The organism is Burkholderia sp. YHN3-13 (genome assembly GCF_055810675.1).
This window is the reverse complement of record NZ_JBVVNQ010000002.1, coordinates 528,310-544,015: the sequence shown is the minus strand read 5'-3', so window position 1 is coordinate 544,015 and position 15,706 is coordinate 528,310. Positions and strand designations below refer to the sequence as shown.

At 64.5% G+C, this 15,706-nt stretch carries 12 protein-coding genes; 11 read left to right on the top strand and 1 reads right to left on the bottom strand.

Annotation, left to right across the window (positions count from 1 at the left end):
• Window positions 1–34: 34 nt before the first annotated feature.
• The 6 genes from AC0KUR_RS07340 (at window position 35) to AC0KUR_RS07315 (ending at window position 7,079) form a co-directional block, all read left to right on the top strand.
• Complete coding sequence (locus AC0KUR_RS07340) at window positions 35–256, top strand: hypothetical protein (protein WP_034186081.1); 222 nt, start codon at window positions 35–37, stop codon at window positions 254–256.
• A 147-nt stretch (window positions 257–403) separates the two neighbouring features.
• Entirely contained in the window at window positions 404–997 is a 594-nt protein-coding gene (locus AC0KUR_RS07335) for a fimbrial protein (protein WP_034186082.1), read from the top strand.
• A gap of 58 nt (window positions 998–1,055) precedes the next feature.
• Complete coding sequence (locus AC0KUR_RS07330) at window positions 1,056–1,769, top strand: fimbrial biogenesis chaperone (protein WP_049030638.1); 714 nt, start codon at window positions 1,056–1,058, stop codon at window positions 1,767–1,769.
• Window positions 1,770–1,891: 122 nt separating this feature from the next.
• Window positions 1,892–4,399, top strand: a complete 2,508-nt coding sequence (locus tag AC0KUR_RS07325; protein WP_034186084.1) for a fimbria/pilus outer membrane usher protein — start codon at window positions 1,892–1,894, stop codon at window positions 4,397–4,399.
• A gap of 100 nt (window positions 4,400–4,499) precedes the next feature.
• Entirely contained in the window at window positions 4,500–5,582 is a 1,083-nt protein-coding gene (locus AC0KUR_RS07320) for a fimbrial protein (protein ID WP_034186085.1), read from the top strand.
• A gap of 411 nt (window positions 5,583–5,993) precedes the next feature.
• Window positions 5,994–7,079, top strand: a complete 1,086-nt coding sequence (locus tag AC0KUR_RS07315) for a fimbrial protein (RefSeq protein WP_185732740.1) — start codon at window positions 5,994–5,996, stop codon at window positions 7,077–7,079.
• Between the two features lie 132 nt (window positions 7,080–7,211).
• Here the strand turns inward: AC0KUR_RS07315 and AC0KUR_RS07310 are convergent, their stop codons facing one another.
• Window positions 7,212–8,237 carry a GlxA family transcriptional regulator gene (locus AC0KUR_RS07310; protein WP_034186086.1) on the bottom strand — a complete coding sequence of 342 codons (1,026 nt, stop codon included), beginning with the start codon at window positions 8,235–8,237 and terminating at the stop codon, window positions 7,212–7,214.
• Between the two features lie 448 nt (window positions 8,238–8,685).
• On the opposite strand from AC0KUR_RS07310, the gene AC0KUR_RS07305 reads away from it, so the two are divergent.
• From AC0KUR_RS07305 to AC0KUR_RS07285, 5 genes are all read left to right on the top strand, one after another.
• Window positions 8,686–9,960 carry a serine hydroxymethyltransferase gene (locus AC0KUR_RS07305; protein ID WP_034186087.1) on the top strand — a complete coding sequence of 425 codons (1,275 nt, stop codon included), beginning with the start codon at window positions 8,686–8,688 and terminating at the stop codon, window positions 9,958–9,960.
• Window positions 9,961–9,998: 38 nt separating this feature from the next.
• Window positions 9,999–10,970 (top strand): dipeptidase, encoded by a 972-nt coding sequence (locus AC0KUR_RS07300; RefSeq protein ID WP_034186088.1) that lies wholly within the window; start codon window positions 9,999–10,001, stop codon window positions 10,968–10,970.
• Between the two features lie 140 nt (window positions 10,971–11,110).
• Window positions 11,111–11,644, top strand: coding sequence for a DUF5943 domain-containing protein (locus tag AC0KUR_RS07295; RefSeq protein WP_034186089.1), 534 nt, complete (start codon window positions 11,111–11,113; stop codon window positions 11,642–11,644).
• Between the two features lie 68 nt (window positions 11,645–11,712).
• Window positions 11,713–13,776: an NADH:flavin oxidoreductase gene (locus AC0KUR_RS07290; RefSeq protein ID WP_034186090.1), complete on the top strand. Its 2,064-nt coding sequence runs from the start codon at window positions 11,713–11,715 to the stop codon at window positions 13,774–13,776.
• 3 nt (window positions 13,777–13,779) lie between these two features.
• Entirely contained in the window at window positions 13,780–15,705 is a 1,926-nt protein-coding gene (locus AC0KUR_RS07285) for a (Fe-S)-binding protein (RefSeq protein WP_124607599.1), read from the top strand.
• Window position 15,706: the final 1 nt, after the last annotated feature.

The window sequence follows — 15,706 nt, the reverse complement described above, 5'->3', positions numbered from 1 at the left end:
AGGGCGTTTCCGTGCTCGCCACCAACGAGAACGGATGATCGTTCGCTCGACGCTTTCTCGGGGCCTGTCGAGCATCATCAGCAAGTTCGACGGCATCGGCCACATCGTCACGACGATTCACTGGAGTGATGGGTCGACAATTATTTGTCGACGGCAATCACACGCGTGTTCGATGACGAGATCGAGCCGCGCGGCGCTCGGCACGTTCGACATCCGCGAGTTGTACGTTCGCGGCGGGGCCCTGTCAAACGGGTAGGGATTCCATTCACTCATTTTCAGCCGGTGGAGGAAACGAAGGAATTGTAAATATTCATGAAGTTAGTTGTACATATGATTGAGCGACGCGTATCCGATCGGAACGAGGCCGCTCAAGATTCTCATTTAACGATTGAGTGAACCAGAAATGAAAAAGATTGCAATGATGATGTCGGCAGCGGGGTTGGCATTCGCGGCGATGAACGCGGCTCACGCGGCGGACGGCACGATCAACTTCACGGGCGAGATCGTGGCCGCATCGTGCGGCATCACGGGTGGCAACGGCACGTCGGTGACCGGCGGCAAGGGCGAGCAGTCGATCGACGTCAAGCTGGGCAAGGTCAGCACCGACGCGCTGGGCGGCACGGCCGGCGGCGGCATCGCGGCCGGCACCGCGATCAACCTCGTCCTCGATTGCGGCTCGACCGCGAAGGGCCTGACCACGGTGAAGGTGCGTTTCGACCCGGCCAGCGGTTCGGGCGTCGACAGCACCAACAACAAGCTGCTGAAGACCACCGGCACGGCCGCGGGCGTCGGCATCGGTATTTACAACACCGCCGGCACGCTGCTGAACCTGAACGCCAACGAGACGTTCGACGCACCGCTGGTGAAGGGCGGGACGGATGCGGCGCCGACTTACACGGCGAACCTGGCGATGCGCGCCGGCTACGTGAAGAACGGCGTCGACATCGTGGCCGGCACCGCAAACGGCACGCTGCCGTTCACGCTGACCTACGAGTAATCCACCTCCGGGCGGGGAGGCGCTGCTTTCCCGCCCGATCAACGACTTTCTGTTCGACATGAAACGATTCCACTTTGCAGGACTGGCGCTGGCCGGCTCCCTGCTGTTGTCTTCGGCGGCTTCGCTCGCCGGCGTGACGCTCGACGGAACCCGCGTCGTGCTGGCCGCGCCGAGCAAGGAGGCGTCGATTCTGGTTCGCAACCGCGCGTCGGCCGACGTCATGATCCAGTCGTGGATGGACACGAGCGACGGCAAAGGGGACGTGCCTTTCGCGATCACGCCGGCATTGAACCGCCTCGGCGGCGAAAAGCAGCAGACGCTGCGCGTCCTTTACTACGGTCAGGGCCTGCCCGGCGATCGCGAGTCGGTGTTCTGGCTCAACGTGCAGGAGATTCCGCAGAAAGCGAGGGACGACAACACTTTGCAGATTGCGGTGCGTCAGCGCATCAAGTTCTTCTACCGGCCCGCCGGACTGCCCGGCAAGGTCGAGGAAGCGCCCGCGCAACTGCGCTGGAAGGTGGTTCAACGCGACGGCCAGACACAACTCGAAGTCAACAATCCGTCGCCCTTCTTCGTGTCGCTGGCATCGGTCAAGGTGCAGAGCGGCGGTCGCGACTATGACGCGCAAGCCGAGATGGTGCCGCCTTCCGCCACGCGTCATTTCGCCGTCAAGGGCCTGCCGGCCTCCGTCGCGGAGACCGGCGTCAAGGTCCACTTCGAATCGATCAACGACTACGGTGCCGTCGAAGCCCATGACGGTACTGCCGGCTGACATCGCCGGTTCCGCAGGTCGTATTGCTCCTCAACTTCGTCATCCCCGGGCCCTTGCCGTGGGGAGTGGACCGTTCGCGCCTGCGATGCCACTCGGGAGGTGAATCAACATAGAGAAAGGGTATGGAGAACGTCAGGAAGGAAGTCGATGTCAGGACCGCCGCGCAAATCGGCGCGCCGTGCCTTGCATTGATCGGTTTGGTACTGCCTGCGACCGGCCACGCGGTCGAGTTCAACGAGTCCTTTCTGCGCAAGGGCGAAGGGCCGGTCGAGCTGAGCTACTTCGAGAAGGGCAGCGCGGTGTCGCCCGGCCGCTACGACGTCGACATCTACCTGAATCACACGCTGGCCAAGCGCCAGGACGTCGCGTTCCGCGCGGACGCCGACGGCACCGTCAAGCCGATGGTGACGCTCGGGTTGTTGCGCACGGCCGGCGTCAACATCGCGCGGCTGGAAAAGGACGGGCGTATCGCTGCAGGCGCGGACGACGAGACGATCGTCGACTTGCCCGCCGTGGCGGATGGCGCTTCGGTGGAGTTCGAGTCCAATACGCTCTCGCTGAACATCAGCTTTCCGCAGCTCTACGTGTCGCGCACGTCGCGCGGCTACGTCGACCAGTCGCTGTGGGACGACGGCATCCCCGCGCTGTACACCGACTACCAGGCCAACTACAGCCGCAACGATGGCAGCGGCTACGGCAACGAGTCTTACTTCGTCGGTTTGCGCAGCGGCTTCAATGCCGGCGGCTGGCGCTTCCGCAACGAATCGACCCTTACCGGCACCAAGGGCGCGAAGAGCAGCTTCACCAGCAACCGGACCTACGTCGAGCGCGACATCCGGCGTCTGCGCAGCAAGGTGGCGGCCGGCGAACTGTATACGTCGGGCGACATCTTCGACAGCGTGCGCTTCGTCGGTGCGCAGGCCGGCACCGATCTCGGCATGTTGCCGGACAGCGAAGTCGGCTTTGCGCCGATCGTGCGCGGGATCGCCGAGAGCAACGCGGTCGTGGAGGTGCGGCAGAACGGCTACGTGATCTATTCGACGCCCGTGCCGCCTGGCGCGTTCGAAATCACCGATATCTATCCGAGCGGTTCGAACGGCGACCTCGAGATCCGGATTACCGAAGCCGACGGCCGCGTGCGCCGGTTCACCCAGCCGTACTCGTACCTGCCGGTGATGGTTCGGCGCGGCAGCCTGCGGTACGCGTTTTCCGCCGGTCAGTATCGCGTCCAGGGCCAGTCGAGCCCGAAGTTCACGCAGGGCACGCTGGTGTACGGCATGTCCGACAACTTCACCGGTTATGGCGGCATCATCGCCGCGGAAAACTACGTGGCGGCCGCTCTCGGTATCGGCGTGAATACGCGCATCGGCGGCATGTCGCTGGATGTCACGACGAGCCGGTCGCGCACGTCGTCGGGCACCCGGCAAGGGCAGAGCTTGCGGTTCCTGTATTCGAAGACGCTCCATTCGACCAACACGACGTTCACGATGGTCGGCTACCGCTATTCGACGGATGGCTACCGCACGCTGAGCCAGCACGTCGAAGACACGGATCGCACCTACGGGCCGCGCATCGCGCGTCAGAAAAGCCGGCTGGACGTGAACGTCAACCAGCCGCTCGGCAGTGGCTCGATGTTCGCCGGCATCGGCGACACGACCTACTGGAACGGTGAAGGACACAGTCGGCGCCTGCAGGTCGGCTACAGCAACAGCTACAAGAACGTCAGCTACAGCGTGTCGGCGTCGCACATCCAGGAGTCGGGGCCGTTCGGGCGCCCGGACACGCAGTTCAACGTGTCGGTGAGCATTCCGCTGGGCAAGGCGTCGAGTTCGCATCGCCTGTACGCGAACGCGGTGTCGTCGACGCGCGGCGAATTCAACGTGCAGACCGGCGCGTCGGGTTACCTGAACGACAGCAACACCATCAACTACGGCGTGCAGACCGGCTACAGCCGCAGCGGCGGCGGCTCGGGCGGCGTGAGCGCGGGCTGGGATACGCGGAACGCGAAGCTGACCGGCAACTTCACGCAGGATCGTTCGGGCCGCCATTTCGACGCGGGCGTATCGGGCTCCGTCGTCGTGCATGGCGGCGGCATCACGCTCGGCCAGCCGCTCGGCGAGACGTTCGCGGTGGTGGAGGTGCCGAAGGTGCGCGACGTGACGTTCGGCGGAGCGTCGACGATCCGCACCGACCGGCGCGGCTACGCGGTCGTGCCGTATCTGCAACCGTATCGCCAGAACTGGCTGAACATCGATCCGTCGAGCATCGGCATGCAGACCGAGATCACCGACAACGCGAAGTCGGTGGTCCCGACTCGCGGGGCCATCGTGAGGACCCGCTTCGAAGCGGAATCGGGGCGCCGGGTGCAGTTCGAGCTGGGTCAGGACGGAGGCGGCAAGGTGCCGTTCGGCGCGCAAGCCTACGACGCGAAGGGCAAGCTGCTGGGCATGGTGGACAACCAGTCGCGGTTGCTGGTGTTCGGCATCGAGGACAAGGGCAGCATCGACGTGCGGTGGGGCGACAACAGCTGCAAGCTGTCCTATCAATTGCCGACGCAGAACAAGGAACTGGCCTACGAGCGGCAGGCGGCGATGTGCATGCGTGCCGGTACGGTTGTTGGCGCGCGCTGAAGCGCATTCGAACGGCACTTCTCCATCCGGAGATACGGGAAACGACGCTGCATCATCGAACCATTTCCAAAACCTCGCTGCCGTTCTGCTTCGCGCGGCCATGCTGTCGCTTACCGACCACCGGATGACACACATCACACGTCTGCACGTGATGGAATTTATTGAAAGGGACGGAATGTCTGAAAAGAAACTGCGTTGGATGCGGGCAGCAATGGTTGCCAGCTCGTTGATCTGGGCGGGGGCTGCGTTTGGCGAATGCCGATACAGTGGTTCTTGGAGGCTGAACACTTTCGACGTGACATTGCCGGCAACGATGAACATCGCGGCTGCCCCGGTGGGCGGGGTGCTGGCGCGTTCCGAGATTGAATACATGGCGCTCGACGCCAGCAAGACCGTCGCGTGTTGGTCTCCGGATCGGATCGACTTTACGATCACGGTGCAGGATGGCCAACTGGTGCCCGGGTACAACAGTGTCTATAAAACCAATGTAGACGGTATTGGCGTGAGATTCGTGTTTGTAGGAACGCGAGAATATGTTCCGCCGTGGTCTGCCATCGGGGGGAATCCCAACTACCCTACTTCCTATTATATCGCCCCATACAAGGTGAGAATGGAACTGGTCAGAACGGCAACGAATGTGGCATCCGGCGGCAGCGTGTCGCTCGCGTTCAACGCAGCCTTCGGTGCTGCCGGGATGACCCAGCTCTACATCAACGGGCGAGGCACGACGCGGGTAATCAATAACATCTACTTCGGCGGCTGCAAGACGACAACACCCATCACCAATATACGAATGGGCAAGGAGCCCATCGAACGGATCAAGGGCGGCCGGGCAGCGGAACATCCGTTCTCGCTCGAAGTTGCATGTGGAACCAACAAGCCGGGCAATCCGCTGCCGGTGAAGGTGTACTTCGAAGGCGATAACGCGGCAGCAGGCTTGTTGCGCCTGTCCGAGCGCGGTACGCCGGGTGTTGCCGCCGGTGTCGGCATCGCGTTGACGAGCGACAGGGGCGTCAAGCTGCCGTTCAACCAGGGTGATGCGCTGACAATGGACTGGAACCGCTCCAGCCCGGATGGCGAGGTATATCGCTTTACGGGCAAGGCGAAGTATGCGCCCACGACAGGCGCGATCACTGCCGGCCGCGGCAATGCCACGCTGAACTTCGTCATCCAGTACAACTGAGCGTGGTTGACAGGCAGGATGTACCGAGAAGGTAATCGGCGTCGCAAGCCGCGGCGATAGTGTGTTCGCGATATCGTCCGAAAAAATAGGGTTCAGCCGCCTGATTGAACATTCGGCTCAGCATGGGCTCCAGGCATAAAGCGAATGGCCCGGAAAGCTCGAACACCGTTCGCCCCCCCGCGAGAGCGCCGCGACCTGCGTGCAGCGCTCTCGCGTCGACGTGACGCCGAACGCGTCGCGACAGCGTTTGTTGGAATGGCTCGCCGACTGGAAGCCACGCGCGAGATAGGCTGAACGGGAAATGGCAATGACTTTCCCGTGATACCTGATTCATCTCTCGTCCGCGTTGACAAACCGAGGCGTCACACGATGTCGCCTTGCGGTGTCATGCCGTCACGGCCCAACCGGCGCGTGACGTTTTTAGCACGTTTCAACATCACGGATTTTGTCGAAATGAATGGCATTTTTGATAAAAAGCTTCGCTGGCTTCGAGCGGCAATGGTTGTCGGCTCGTTGATCTGGTCGGGGACCGCGTTGGGCTATTGTGACAACGACGGTGAGTGGGCCGGTGGCACCTACAACGTGACGTTTCCCGCAACGATGAACGTCGCGGCGGCGCCTGTTGGCGACGTGCTGGCGCGCGCCGAGGTTACGTTTGCGGCGGCGGGGACCGGAATCAGCACCGCGTGTTGGGACACCAAGGCTACATTGTCGATGACGGTGCCGGATGGTCAACTGGTTTCCGGATACAAAGGCGTATACAAAACCAGCGTGGACGGCATTGGCGTGAGATTTGTATTTGTCGACTTCGGTAACGCGGCAGGAGATATTCCGCCGATGACCTATCCCAGTGGATCCACGATTCTGGGAGGCGGTGCGCCCGTTTTGTATCCGCCGCACAAGGTGAGAGCGGAACTGGTCAGAACGGCGAAGAATGTGGGGCCGGGCGGCACCGTATCGCTCGCGTTCAATGCGGTCTTCGATGCCGCCAAGGATCCGTCCGGCAAGATCCTCCGTCGCCTTATCAATGGGAGGGGCACGACACAGGTGACGAACAACATCTATTTCGGCGGCTGCCAGACCACGACGCCCGTCACCAATGTGCGGATGGACAAGGAGCCGATCGAACGGATCAAGGGCGGCCGGGCAGCGGAACATCCGTTCTCGCTTGAAGTCGCGTGCGGGACCAACAAGCCGGGCAATCCGCTTCCGGTGAAGGTGTACTTCGAAGGCGACAAGGAGGCTGCGGGCCTGTTGCGTCTGACTGGACGCGGCACGCCGGGTGTCGCCGCCGGTGTCGGCATTGCGTTGACGAGCGACAAGGGCGTGAAGCTGCCATTCACCCAGGCCGACGCGCTGACGATGGACTGGAACCGCTCGAGCCCGGACGGCGAGGTCTACCGCTTTTCGGGCAAGGCGAAGTATGCGCCCACGACAGGCACGATCACCGCAGGCAGCGGCAATGCCACGCTGAACTTCGTGATCCAGTACAACTGAGCGGGAGCGGCAGGCCGGCCGGATGTACCGACAAGGTAATCGGCATCGCAAGCCGCGGCGGCAGCGCGCGCTCGATGTCGTCCGAAAAATCCGGTTCAACCGCCTGATTGCACACCCGGCTCGGCTCCGGCTTCAGGCATGGAGCGAATGGACCGGAAAACTCGACCCGCCGCTCGCGGCACCCTGCGACAGCGGCGCGACCTGCTTGCGGCGCTCGCGCGTCGGCGCGACGCCGAATGCGTCGCGATAGCTCTTGCTGAAGTGGCACGCCGACTGGAAGCCGCACGCCATCGTGATGTGCATGATCGACATGTCGGTCTGCAGCAGCAACTCGCGCGCGCGGCGCAACCGCAGCGTCAGGTAGTAATGCGTGGGCGTCATGCCGAGGTGCTCGCGGAACAGGCGCTGCAGTTGCCGCTGCGACATGTTCGCGAGCCGCGCGAGTTCCTCGCGCGACAGCGGCTCCTCGATGTTGTTCTCCATCAGCGAGATCACTTCGAACAGCGACTTGTTCGCCGAGCCAAGCCGCGCGACGAGCGGCATGCGTTGTTGCGCGCTCGTGTCGCGCACGTGTTCGACGATGAATTGCTCGGCGATCTGCGTGACGCGCGCGGTGCCCACGCGCGCGGCGATCAGGTTCAGCATCATGTCGAGCGGCGCGACGCCGCCCGTGCACGTGATGCGGTCGCGATCGATCACGAACAGTTCCTTCAGGAAGCGCGTGTCCGGAAACTCTTCCTTCAGCGCCGACATGTTCTCCCAGTGGATCGCGCACGCGTAGCCCGCGAGCAGTCCCGACTTCGCGAGTGCATAGGTGCCCGTGCACAGGCTGCCAAGCGGGATGCCCGAGCGTGCGAAACGGCGCAGCGTCGACAGATGGGCCGGCGTCGTCGCACGCTGCACGTCGACGCCGCCGCACACGAACACGATGTCGGGCTGCCCCGCGCATTCGGCCGGGCCCGTGTCGACCGTCAGGCCGTTGCTCGCCGTGACCGGGCCGCCGTCCGGGCTGATCACCGACCAGCGGTAGAGCGGCTGGCCGCTCAGGTAGTTCGCCATCCGAAGCACCTCGATCGCATTGGTGAACGCGATCATCGTGAAATTCGGTAACGGCATGAACGCGAAGTGGGACAGCGACGCTGTGCGGTCGGGCGACATGGGGAGCGTTCCTAGAATCTCTAATAGCTTTATGCCCGAAGGGCACGCATCGGGCTGCGGTATTGTGTGAGCGAGCGCAACAAGCGTGCCATACGGCTAAACCCTAGCTCCATACGTTGCCTGGGCGTCAGGCCCATGCTGCACTGCACCGTAACCGTGACATGCCGCACCCCGACCGGGCGGCAAACGCACTGCCGGTGTGCGTATCCATAGGTGAACGGCCGATACCGTTTGGGTTGGTCATCCCGAAAAGCACGACCGGTCACTTGTACAAAACGGACGCGCATGGCGGAAAAGGCAAAGAACGCGTCTAAATTCATCAATCCGCCGAAAATCCGAACGACAAGAATAGAGCCGTCGGCAGCCTTGCACTGGCGTAGCGGGAAACCCAGGCAGGGCGGGCCTTGAGCTTCGGTTGCAGCCCTTTATTCTTCGTCACGGACGCACTATGTCGAACACCCAGCCTTTCTTCTCGCAGCCCCTTGCCGAGCGCGACGCGCCGGTGCGCAGCGCCATCCTGAAGGAACTCGAGCGTCAGCAGTCGCAGGTCGAGCTGATCGCGTCGGAAAACATCGTGTCGCGCGCCGTGCTCGAGGCGCAAGGCTCGGTACTGACCAACAAGTACGCGGAAGGCTATCCCGGCAAGCGTTACTACGGCGGCTGCGAGTTCGCCGATGAAGTCGAGGCGCTGGCAATCGAGCGCGTGAAGCAGATCTTCAACGCCGGTTATGCGAACGTGCAGCCGCACTCGGGCGCGCAGGCGAACGGCTCGGTGATGCTCGCGCTGGCCAAGCCGGGCGACACGGTGCTCGGCATGTCGCTGGATGCCGGCGGCCACCTGACGCACGGCGCGAAGCCGGCGCTGTCGGGCAAGTGGTTCAACGCCGTTCAGTACGGCGTAAACCGCGACACGATGCGGATCGACTACGACCAGGTCGAGGCGCTTGCCCACGAACACAAGCCGAACCTGATCATCGCCGGTTTCTCGGCCTACCCGCGTGCGCTCGACTTCGCGCGCTTCCGCGCGATCGCCGACAGCGTCGGCGCGAAGCTGATGGTCGACATGGCGCACATCGCCGGCGTGATCGCCGCCGGCCGCCACGCGAACCCGGTCGAGCACGCGCACGTCGTCACGTCGACCACGCACAAGACGCTGCGCGGCCCGCGCGGCGGCTTCGTGCTGACCAACGACGAGGACATCGCGAAGAAGATCAACTCGGCCGTGTTCCCCGGCCTGCAGGGCGGCCCGCTGATGCACGTGATCGCCGGCAAGGCCGTCGCGTTCGGCGAAGTGCTGCATGCCGATTTCAAGACCTACATCGACAACGTGCTCGCGAACGCGCAGGCGCTCGGCGAAGTGCTGAAGGCCGGCGGCGTCGATCTCGTCACGGGCGGCACCGACAACCACCTGCTGCTGGTCGACCTGCGCCCGAAGGGCCTGAAGGGCGCGCCGGTCGAGCAGGCGCTGGAACGCGCGGGCATCACCTGCAACAAGAACGGCATCCCGTTCGACACGGAGAAGCCGACCGTCACGTCGGGCATCCGTCTCGGCACGCCGGCGGGCACGACGCGCGGCTTCGGCGTGGCGGAGTTCCGCGAAATCGGCCGCCTGATCCTCGAGGTGTTCGACGCGCTGCGCGCGAATCCGGAAGGCGACCCCGCGACCGAACAGCGCGTGCGCCGCGAGATCTTCGCGCTTTGCGAGCGCTTCCCGATCTACTGATCGATCCCACAAGAACAGACCCACGAGCGAGAGCGGATATGAGCACGCTGCATCAGGACAGCATCATCATCGACGGACTGAACATTTCGAAGTTCGAGAAGCCGGTGTTCGAGGACATGCGCAAGGGCGGCATCACGGCCGCGAACTGCACGGTGTCGGTGTGGGAGAACTTCACCAAGACCGTCGACAACATCGGCGTGATGAAGAAGAAGATCCGCGACAACGGCGAGCTGCTCACGCTCGTGCGCACGACGGACGACATCTTCCGCGCGAAGAAGGAAGGCAAGACCGGGATCATCCTCGGCTTCCAGAACGCGCATGCATTCGAGGACAACCTCGGCTACATCGAAGCGTTCGCCGACATGGGCGTGCGCGTGGTACAGCTCTGCTACAACACGCAGAACCTGGTCGGCACCGGCTGCTACGAGCGCGACGGCGGGCTGTCGGACTTCGGCCGCGAAGTGATCACCGAGATGAACCGCGTCGGCATCATGGTCGACCTGTCGCATGTGGGCGGCAACACGTCGTCGGAAGCGATCGCGTTCTCGAAGAAGCCGGTGTGCTACTCGCACTGCCTGCCGTCGGGCCTGAAAGAGCATCCGCGCAACAAGAGCGACGCGCAGCTCAAGGAGATCGCCGATGCGGGCGGCTTCGTCGGCGTGACGATGTTCGCGCCGTTCCTGAAGCGCGGGATCGAAGCGAACATCGACGACTACATCGAGGCGATCGACTACGTCGTGAACCTGATCGGCGAAGACGCGGTCGGCATCGGCACGGACTTCACGCAGGATTTCGCGAAGGAGTTCTTCGACATGCTGACGCATGACAAGGGCCGCTATCGCCAGCTGACGAACTTCGGCAAGGTGATCAACCCGGATGGCATCCGCACGATCGGCGAATTCCCGAACTTGACCGCGGCGATGGAACGCCACGGCTGGAAGGAGTCGCGGATCCGCAAGATCATGGGCGAGAACTGGGTGCGCGTGTTCAAGGACGTGTGGGGCGCGTAAGCGCCGCATCCCGCCGAACCGCTACCCGCGATTCAACATTAGAAAAATCGGGACGCGCCCGCGCAAGCCGCGCGGGCGCGCGGACGATGTCGCGCCTGCGCGCTGAACCGCGCGGCCAATTTCCTCACGGAGTCACCACGATGCAACCGCAACTGCCGATCAACGTCGATCCCGATACCGGCGTCTGGACCACCGACGCGCTGCCGATGCTGTACGTGCCGCGCCACTTCTTCACGAACAACCACGTCGCCGTCGAGGAAGCGCTCGGCGTCGACGCGTATGCCGAGATCCTCTACAAGGCCGGCTACAAATCCGCCTACCACTGGTGCGACAAGGAAGCGAAGCTGCACGGCCTGACCGGCATGGCCGTGTTCGAGCACTACCTGAAGCGCCTGTCGCAGCGTGGCTGGGGCCTGTTCTCGATCATCGAGGCCGATCCGGCCGCCGCACGCGCGAAGATCGAGCTGCGCCACTCGTCGTTCGTGCTCCAGCAGCCGGGCAAGGAAGGCAAGCTCTGCTACATGTTCGCGGGCTGGTTCGCGGGCGCGATGGACTGGGTCAACGACACGACGCCGGAAGGCAAGGGTGCACCGCGCGCGCAGTCGAAGGAAGTGCAGTGCGCGGCCGAGCACCACGACCACTGCGTCTTCGAAGTGTCGCCGATCGCGCACTGACGCCTCGTTTCACTGAAGCAGAACAACACCCGCAACACGAGACATTCGAACGCCAGAGGTCGCCAGCGATGCGTTATCCCCACCTGTTCAAACCCATGCAGCTGAACCAGCTGACGCTGCGCAACCGGATCGTCAGCACCGCGCACGCGGAGGTGTATGCGGAGCCGGGCGGCCTGCCGGGCGACCGCTATATCCGCTACTACGAGGAAAAGGCCAAGGGCGGCGTCGGCCTGGCCATCTGCGGCGGGTCGAGCCCGGTGTCGATCGACAGCCCGCAAGGCTGGTGGAAATCGGTGAACCTGTCGACCGACAAGATCATCGATCCGCTCACGCGCCTGGCCGACACGATGCACAAGCACGGCGCGAAGATCATGATCCAGGCGACGCACATGGGCCGCCGCTCGTCGTTCCACGGCGAGCACTGGCCGCACCTGATGTCGCCGTCGGGCGTGCGCGAACCCGTGCACCGCGGCAACGCGAAGATCATCGAGATCGAGGAAATCCGCCGCATCATCGGCGATTTCGCGGCGGCCGCGAAGCGCGTGAAGGCGGCCGGCATGGACGGCATCGAGATCTCGGCCGCTCACCAGCACCTGATCGACCAGTTCTGGAGCAAGCGTTCGAACCATCGCACCGACGAATGGGGCGGCAGCCTCGAAAACCGCCTGCGCTTCGGCATCGAAGTGCTGACGGCCGTGCGCGAGGCGGTCGGCAAGGATTTCTGCGTCGGCCTGCGCATGTGCGGCGACGAATTCCACGAGGACGGCCTCGATCACGAAGCGCTGAAGGAAATCGCGCAGGCGATGTCGGAGACGGGCCTGATCGACTACCTGAGCGTGGTCGGCTCGGGCGGCGACACGCACAACACGATCGCGAACTGCATGCCGCCGATGGCATTGCCGCCGGAGCCGTTCGTGCACCTCGCGGCCGGCATCAAGTCGGTCGTGAAGATTCCGGTGATGCACGCGCAGAGCATCCGCGACGCGGGCCAGGCCGAGCGCCTGCTCGCGACCGGCATGATCGACCTGGTCGGCATGACGCGCGCGCAGATCGCCGATCCGCACATGGTGATCAAGATCCGCGACGGCCGCGAAGACGAAATCAAGCAGTGCGTCGGCGCGAACTACTGCATCGACCGCCAGTACAACGGCCTCGACGTGCTGTGCATCCAGAACGCGGCGACGTCGCGCGAAGCGACGATGCCGCACATCATCGAGAAGTCGCGCGGCCCGAAGCGCAAGGTCGTGGTGGTCGGCGCGGGCCCGGCGGGCCTCGAGGCGGCGCGCGTCGCGAAGCTGCGCGGCCATGATGTCGTGCTGTTCGAGAAGAACGCGGAAGTGGGCGGCCAGGTGATGATCGCCGCGAAGGCGCCGCAGCGCGAGCAGATGTCGGGGATCATCCGCTGGTTCGACATGGAGACGAAGCGCCTGGGCGTCGACCGCCGTCTCGGCGTGGCCGCCGACGAGAAGATGATCATGGCCGAGAAGCCGGACATCGTCGTGCTCGCGACGGGCGGGTCGAGCTTCACGTGGCAGGTGCCGGGCTGGGGCGTGGCCGAGGGGCTCGCCGTCAGCTCGTGGGACATCCTGACCGGCAAGGTCGAGCCGAAGCAGAACGTGCTGCTGTTCGACGGCGTGAGCACGCATGCGGGTGCGGGCGTGGCCGACTTCATGGCGAGCCGCGGCTCGAAGGTCGAGGTCGTCACGCCGGACGTGAAGGTCGCCGACGATTGCGGCGGCACGACGTTCCCGATCTTCTACCGACGCCTGTACGCGTTCGGCGTGATCCCGACGCCGAACACGATGCTCGACCGCGTCTATGAAGAGAACGGCAAGATGATCGCCGTGCTGCGCAACGAGTACACGGAAGAACTGGAAGAGCGCGCCGTCGACCAGGTGGTGATCGAGAACGGTTCGTCGCCGAACGACGAGCTGTACTGGAAGCTCAAGCCGGAATCGGTGAACCGCGGCCAGATCGATCCGCACACGCTGTTCGCGGCCGAGCCGCAGCCGTGCCTGTCGGAAGAACTCGGCAACGGCCGTTTCCTGCTGTTCCGTGTCGGCGACTGCATCTCGATGCACAACGTCCACGGGGCAATCTACGACTCGCTGCGTCTCGTGAAGGATTTCTGAACGATGAACCCGTCCTTCCTCATTACCGCCCTGTTGTGGCTGTCGGTGGCGGGGCTCGCGTTCGCGGTCGCGAAGCGCTCGTCCTACTGGCGCCTGGGCCGCGCCACGGCGCCCGGCTCGTTCGGCGTCGCGAACCTGTTCGCGATTCCGAAGCGCTATTTCGTCGACCTGCACCACGTGGTCGCCCGCGATCCGTACATCGCGAAGACGCACGTCGCGACGGCCGGCGGCGCGATCGGCGCGCTGGCGCTGGTGTTCGTCAACTACGGCCTCGCGATCTATTCGCCCTGGCTCGACAAGCTGATTTTCCTCGCGGCGCTCGCGATGCTGGTTGGCGCGGTGTTCGTGTGGCGCCGCCGCGCGGCCCGGGACGTGCCCGCGCGACTGTCGAAAGGCCCGTGGAACACGCTGCCCTGGCTGCTCGGCTCGTTCGCGCTCGGCCTCGTGCTGTTCATGCTGGTGCCGACCGGCGCGATGTCGGGTGCGTTCGCGGTGCTCTGCGCGCTGCTGATCGGCGTCGGCGCGTTCACGATGACGATCGGCGCCGCGAAGGGCGGCCCGATGAAGCATGCGATCGCCGGCCTGCTGCACCTCGCGTTCCACCCGCGCCAGGAGCGTTTCGCCGCCACGCGCGAATCGTTCACCGGCAACGGCACGGCCACGCCGCCGACCGCGCTGAAGCTGCCGGACATCGAGCATCAGGAATACGGTGTCGCGAAGCCGGTCGAATTCCGCTGGAACCAGCTGCTGAGTTTCGACGCCTGCGTGCAGTGCGGCAAGTGCGAGGCCGCGTGCCCCGCGTTCGCGTCGGGCCAGCCGCTGAACCCGAAGAAGCTGATCCAGGATCTCGTCGTCGGGATGGCCGGCGGTACCGATGCGGCATACGCGGGCAGCCCGTCGCCGGGCCTCGCGGTCGGCCAGCATCGCGGCGAGCCGAACGGCCCGATCGTGTCGGGGCTGATCGAGGAGCAGACGCTGTGGTCGTGCACGACCTGCCGCGCGTGCGTGCAGGAGTGCCCGATGCTGATCGAACACGTCGACGCGATCGTCGACATGCGCCGCAATCGCACGCTCGTGCACGGCACGGTGCCCGGCAAGGGCCAGGAAGTGCTCGCGAACCTGCGTGAAACGGGCACGATGGGCGGCTACGACACGGCCGCGCGCTACGACTGGTCGGTCGACCTGAGCGCGCCCGTCGCGCAGCCGGGCAAGCCGGTCGACGTGCTGTTCGTCGCGGGCGAAGGCGCATTCGACATGCGCTACCAGCGCACGCTGCGCGCGTTCGTCAAGGTGCTGAACAAGGCGGGCGTCGACTACGCGGTGCTCGGCTCGACCGAGACCGACACGGGCGACGTCGCACGCCGGCTCGGCGATGAAGCGACCTTCCAGCAGATGGCGAAGCGCCTGATCGGCACGCTCGGCACGCTGTCGTACAAGCAGATCGTGACGGCCGACCCGCACGTGATGCACAGCCTGCGCAACGAATACCGTGCGCTCGGGCTGCGCGTGACGGTCAAGCATCACACGACCTATCTCGCCGAACTCGCCGACAGCGGCAAGATCGCGCCGAAGGCCGTCGAGTCGCTGCAGGAAAAGCGCACGACGTATCACGACCCGTGTTACCTCGGCCGCTACAACGGCGAGACGGAAGCGCCGCGCAAGCTGTTGAAGACGATCGGCATCCAGGTCGTCGAGATGGAGCGCAACGGCATGCGCGGGCGCTGCTGCGGCGGTGGCGGCGGCGCGCCGCTGACCGACATCCCCGGCAAGCAGCGCATTCCCGACATCCGCATCGCCGACGCACGCACGATCGGCGCGGACGTGGTCGCGGTTGCATGCCCGAACTGCACGGCCATGCTCGAAGGCGTCGTGGGCCCGCGCCCCGACGTGCTCGACGTCGCCGAACTCGTCGCCGCCTCGCTGGAGTGAA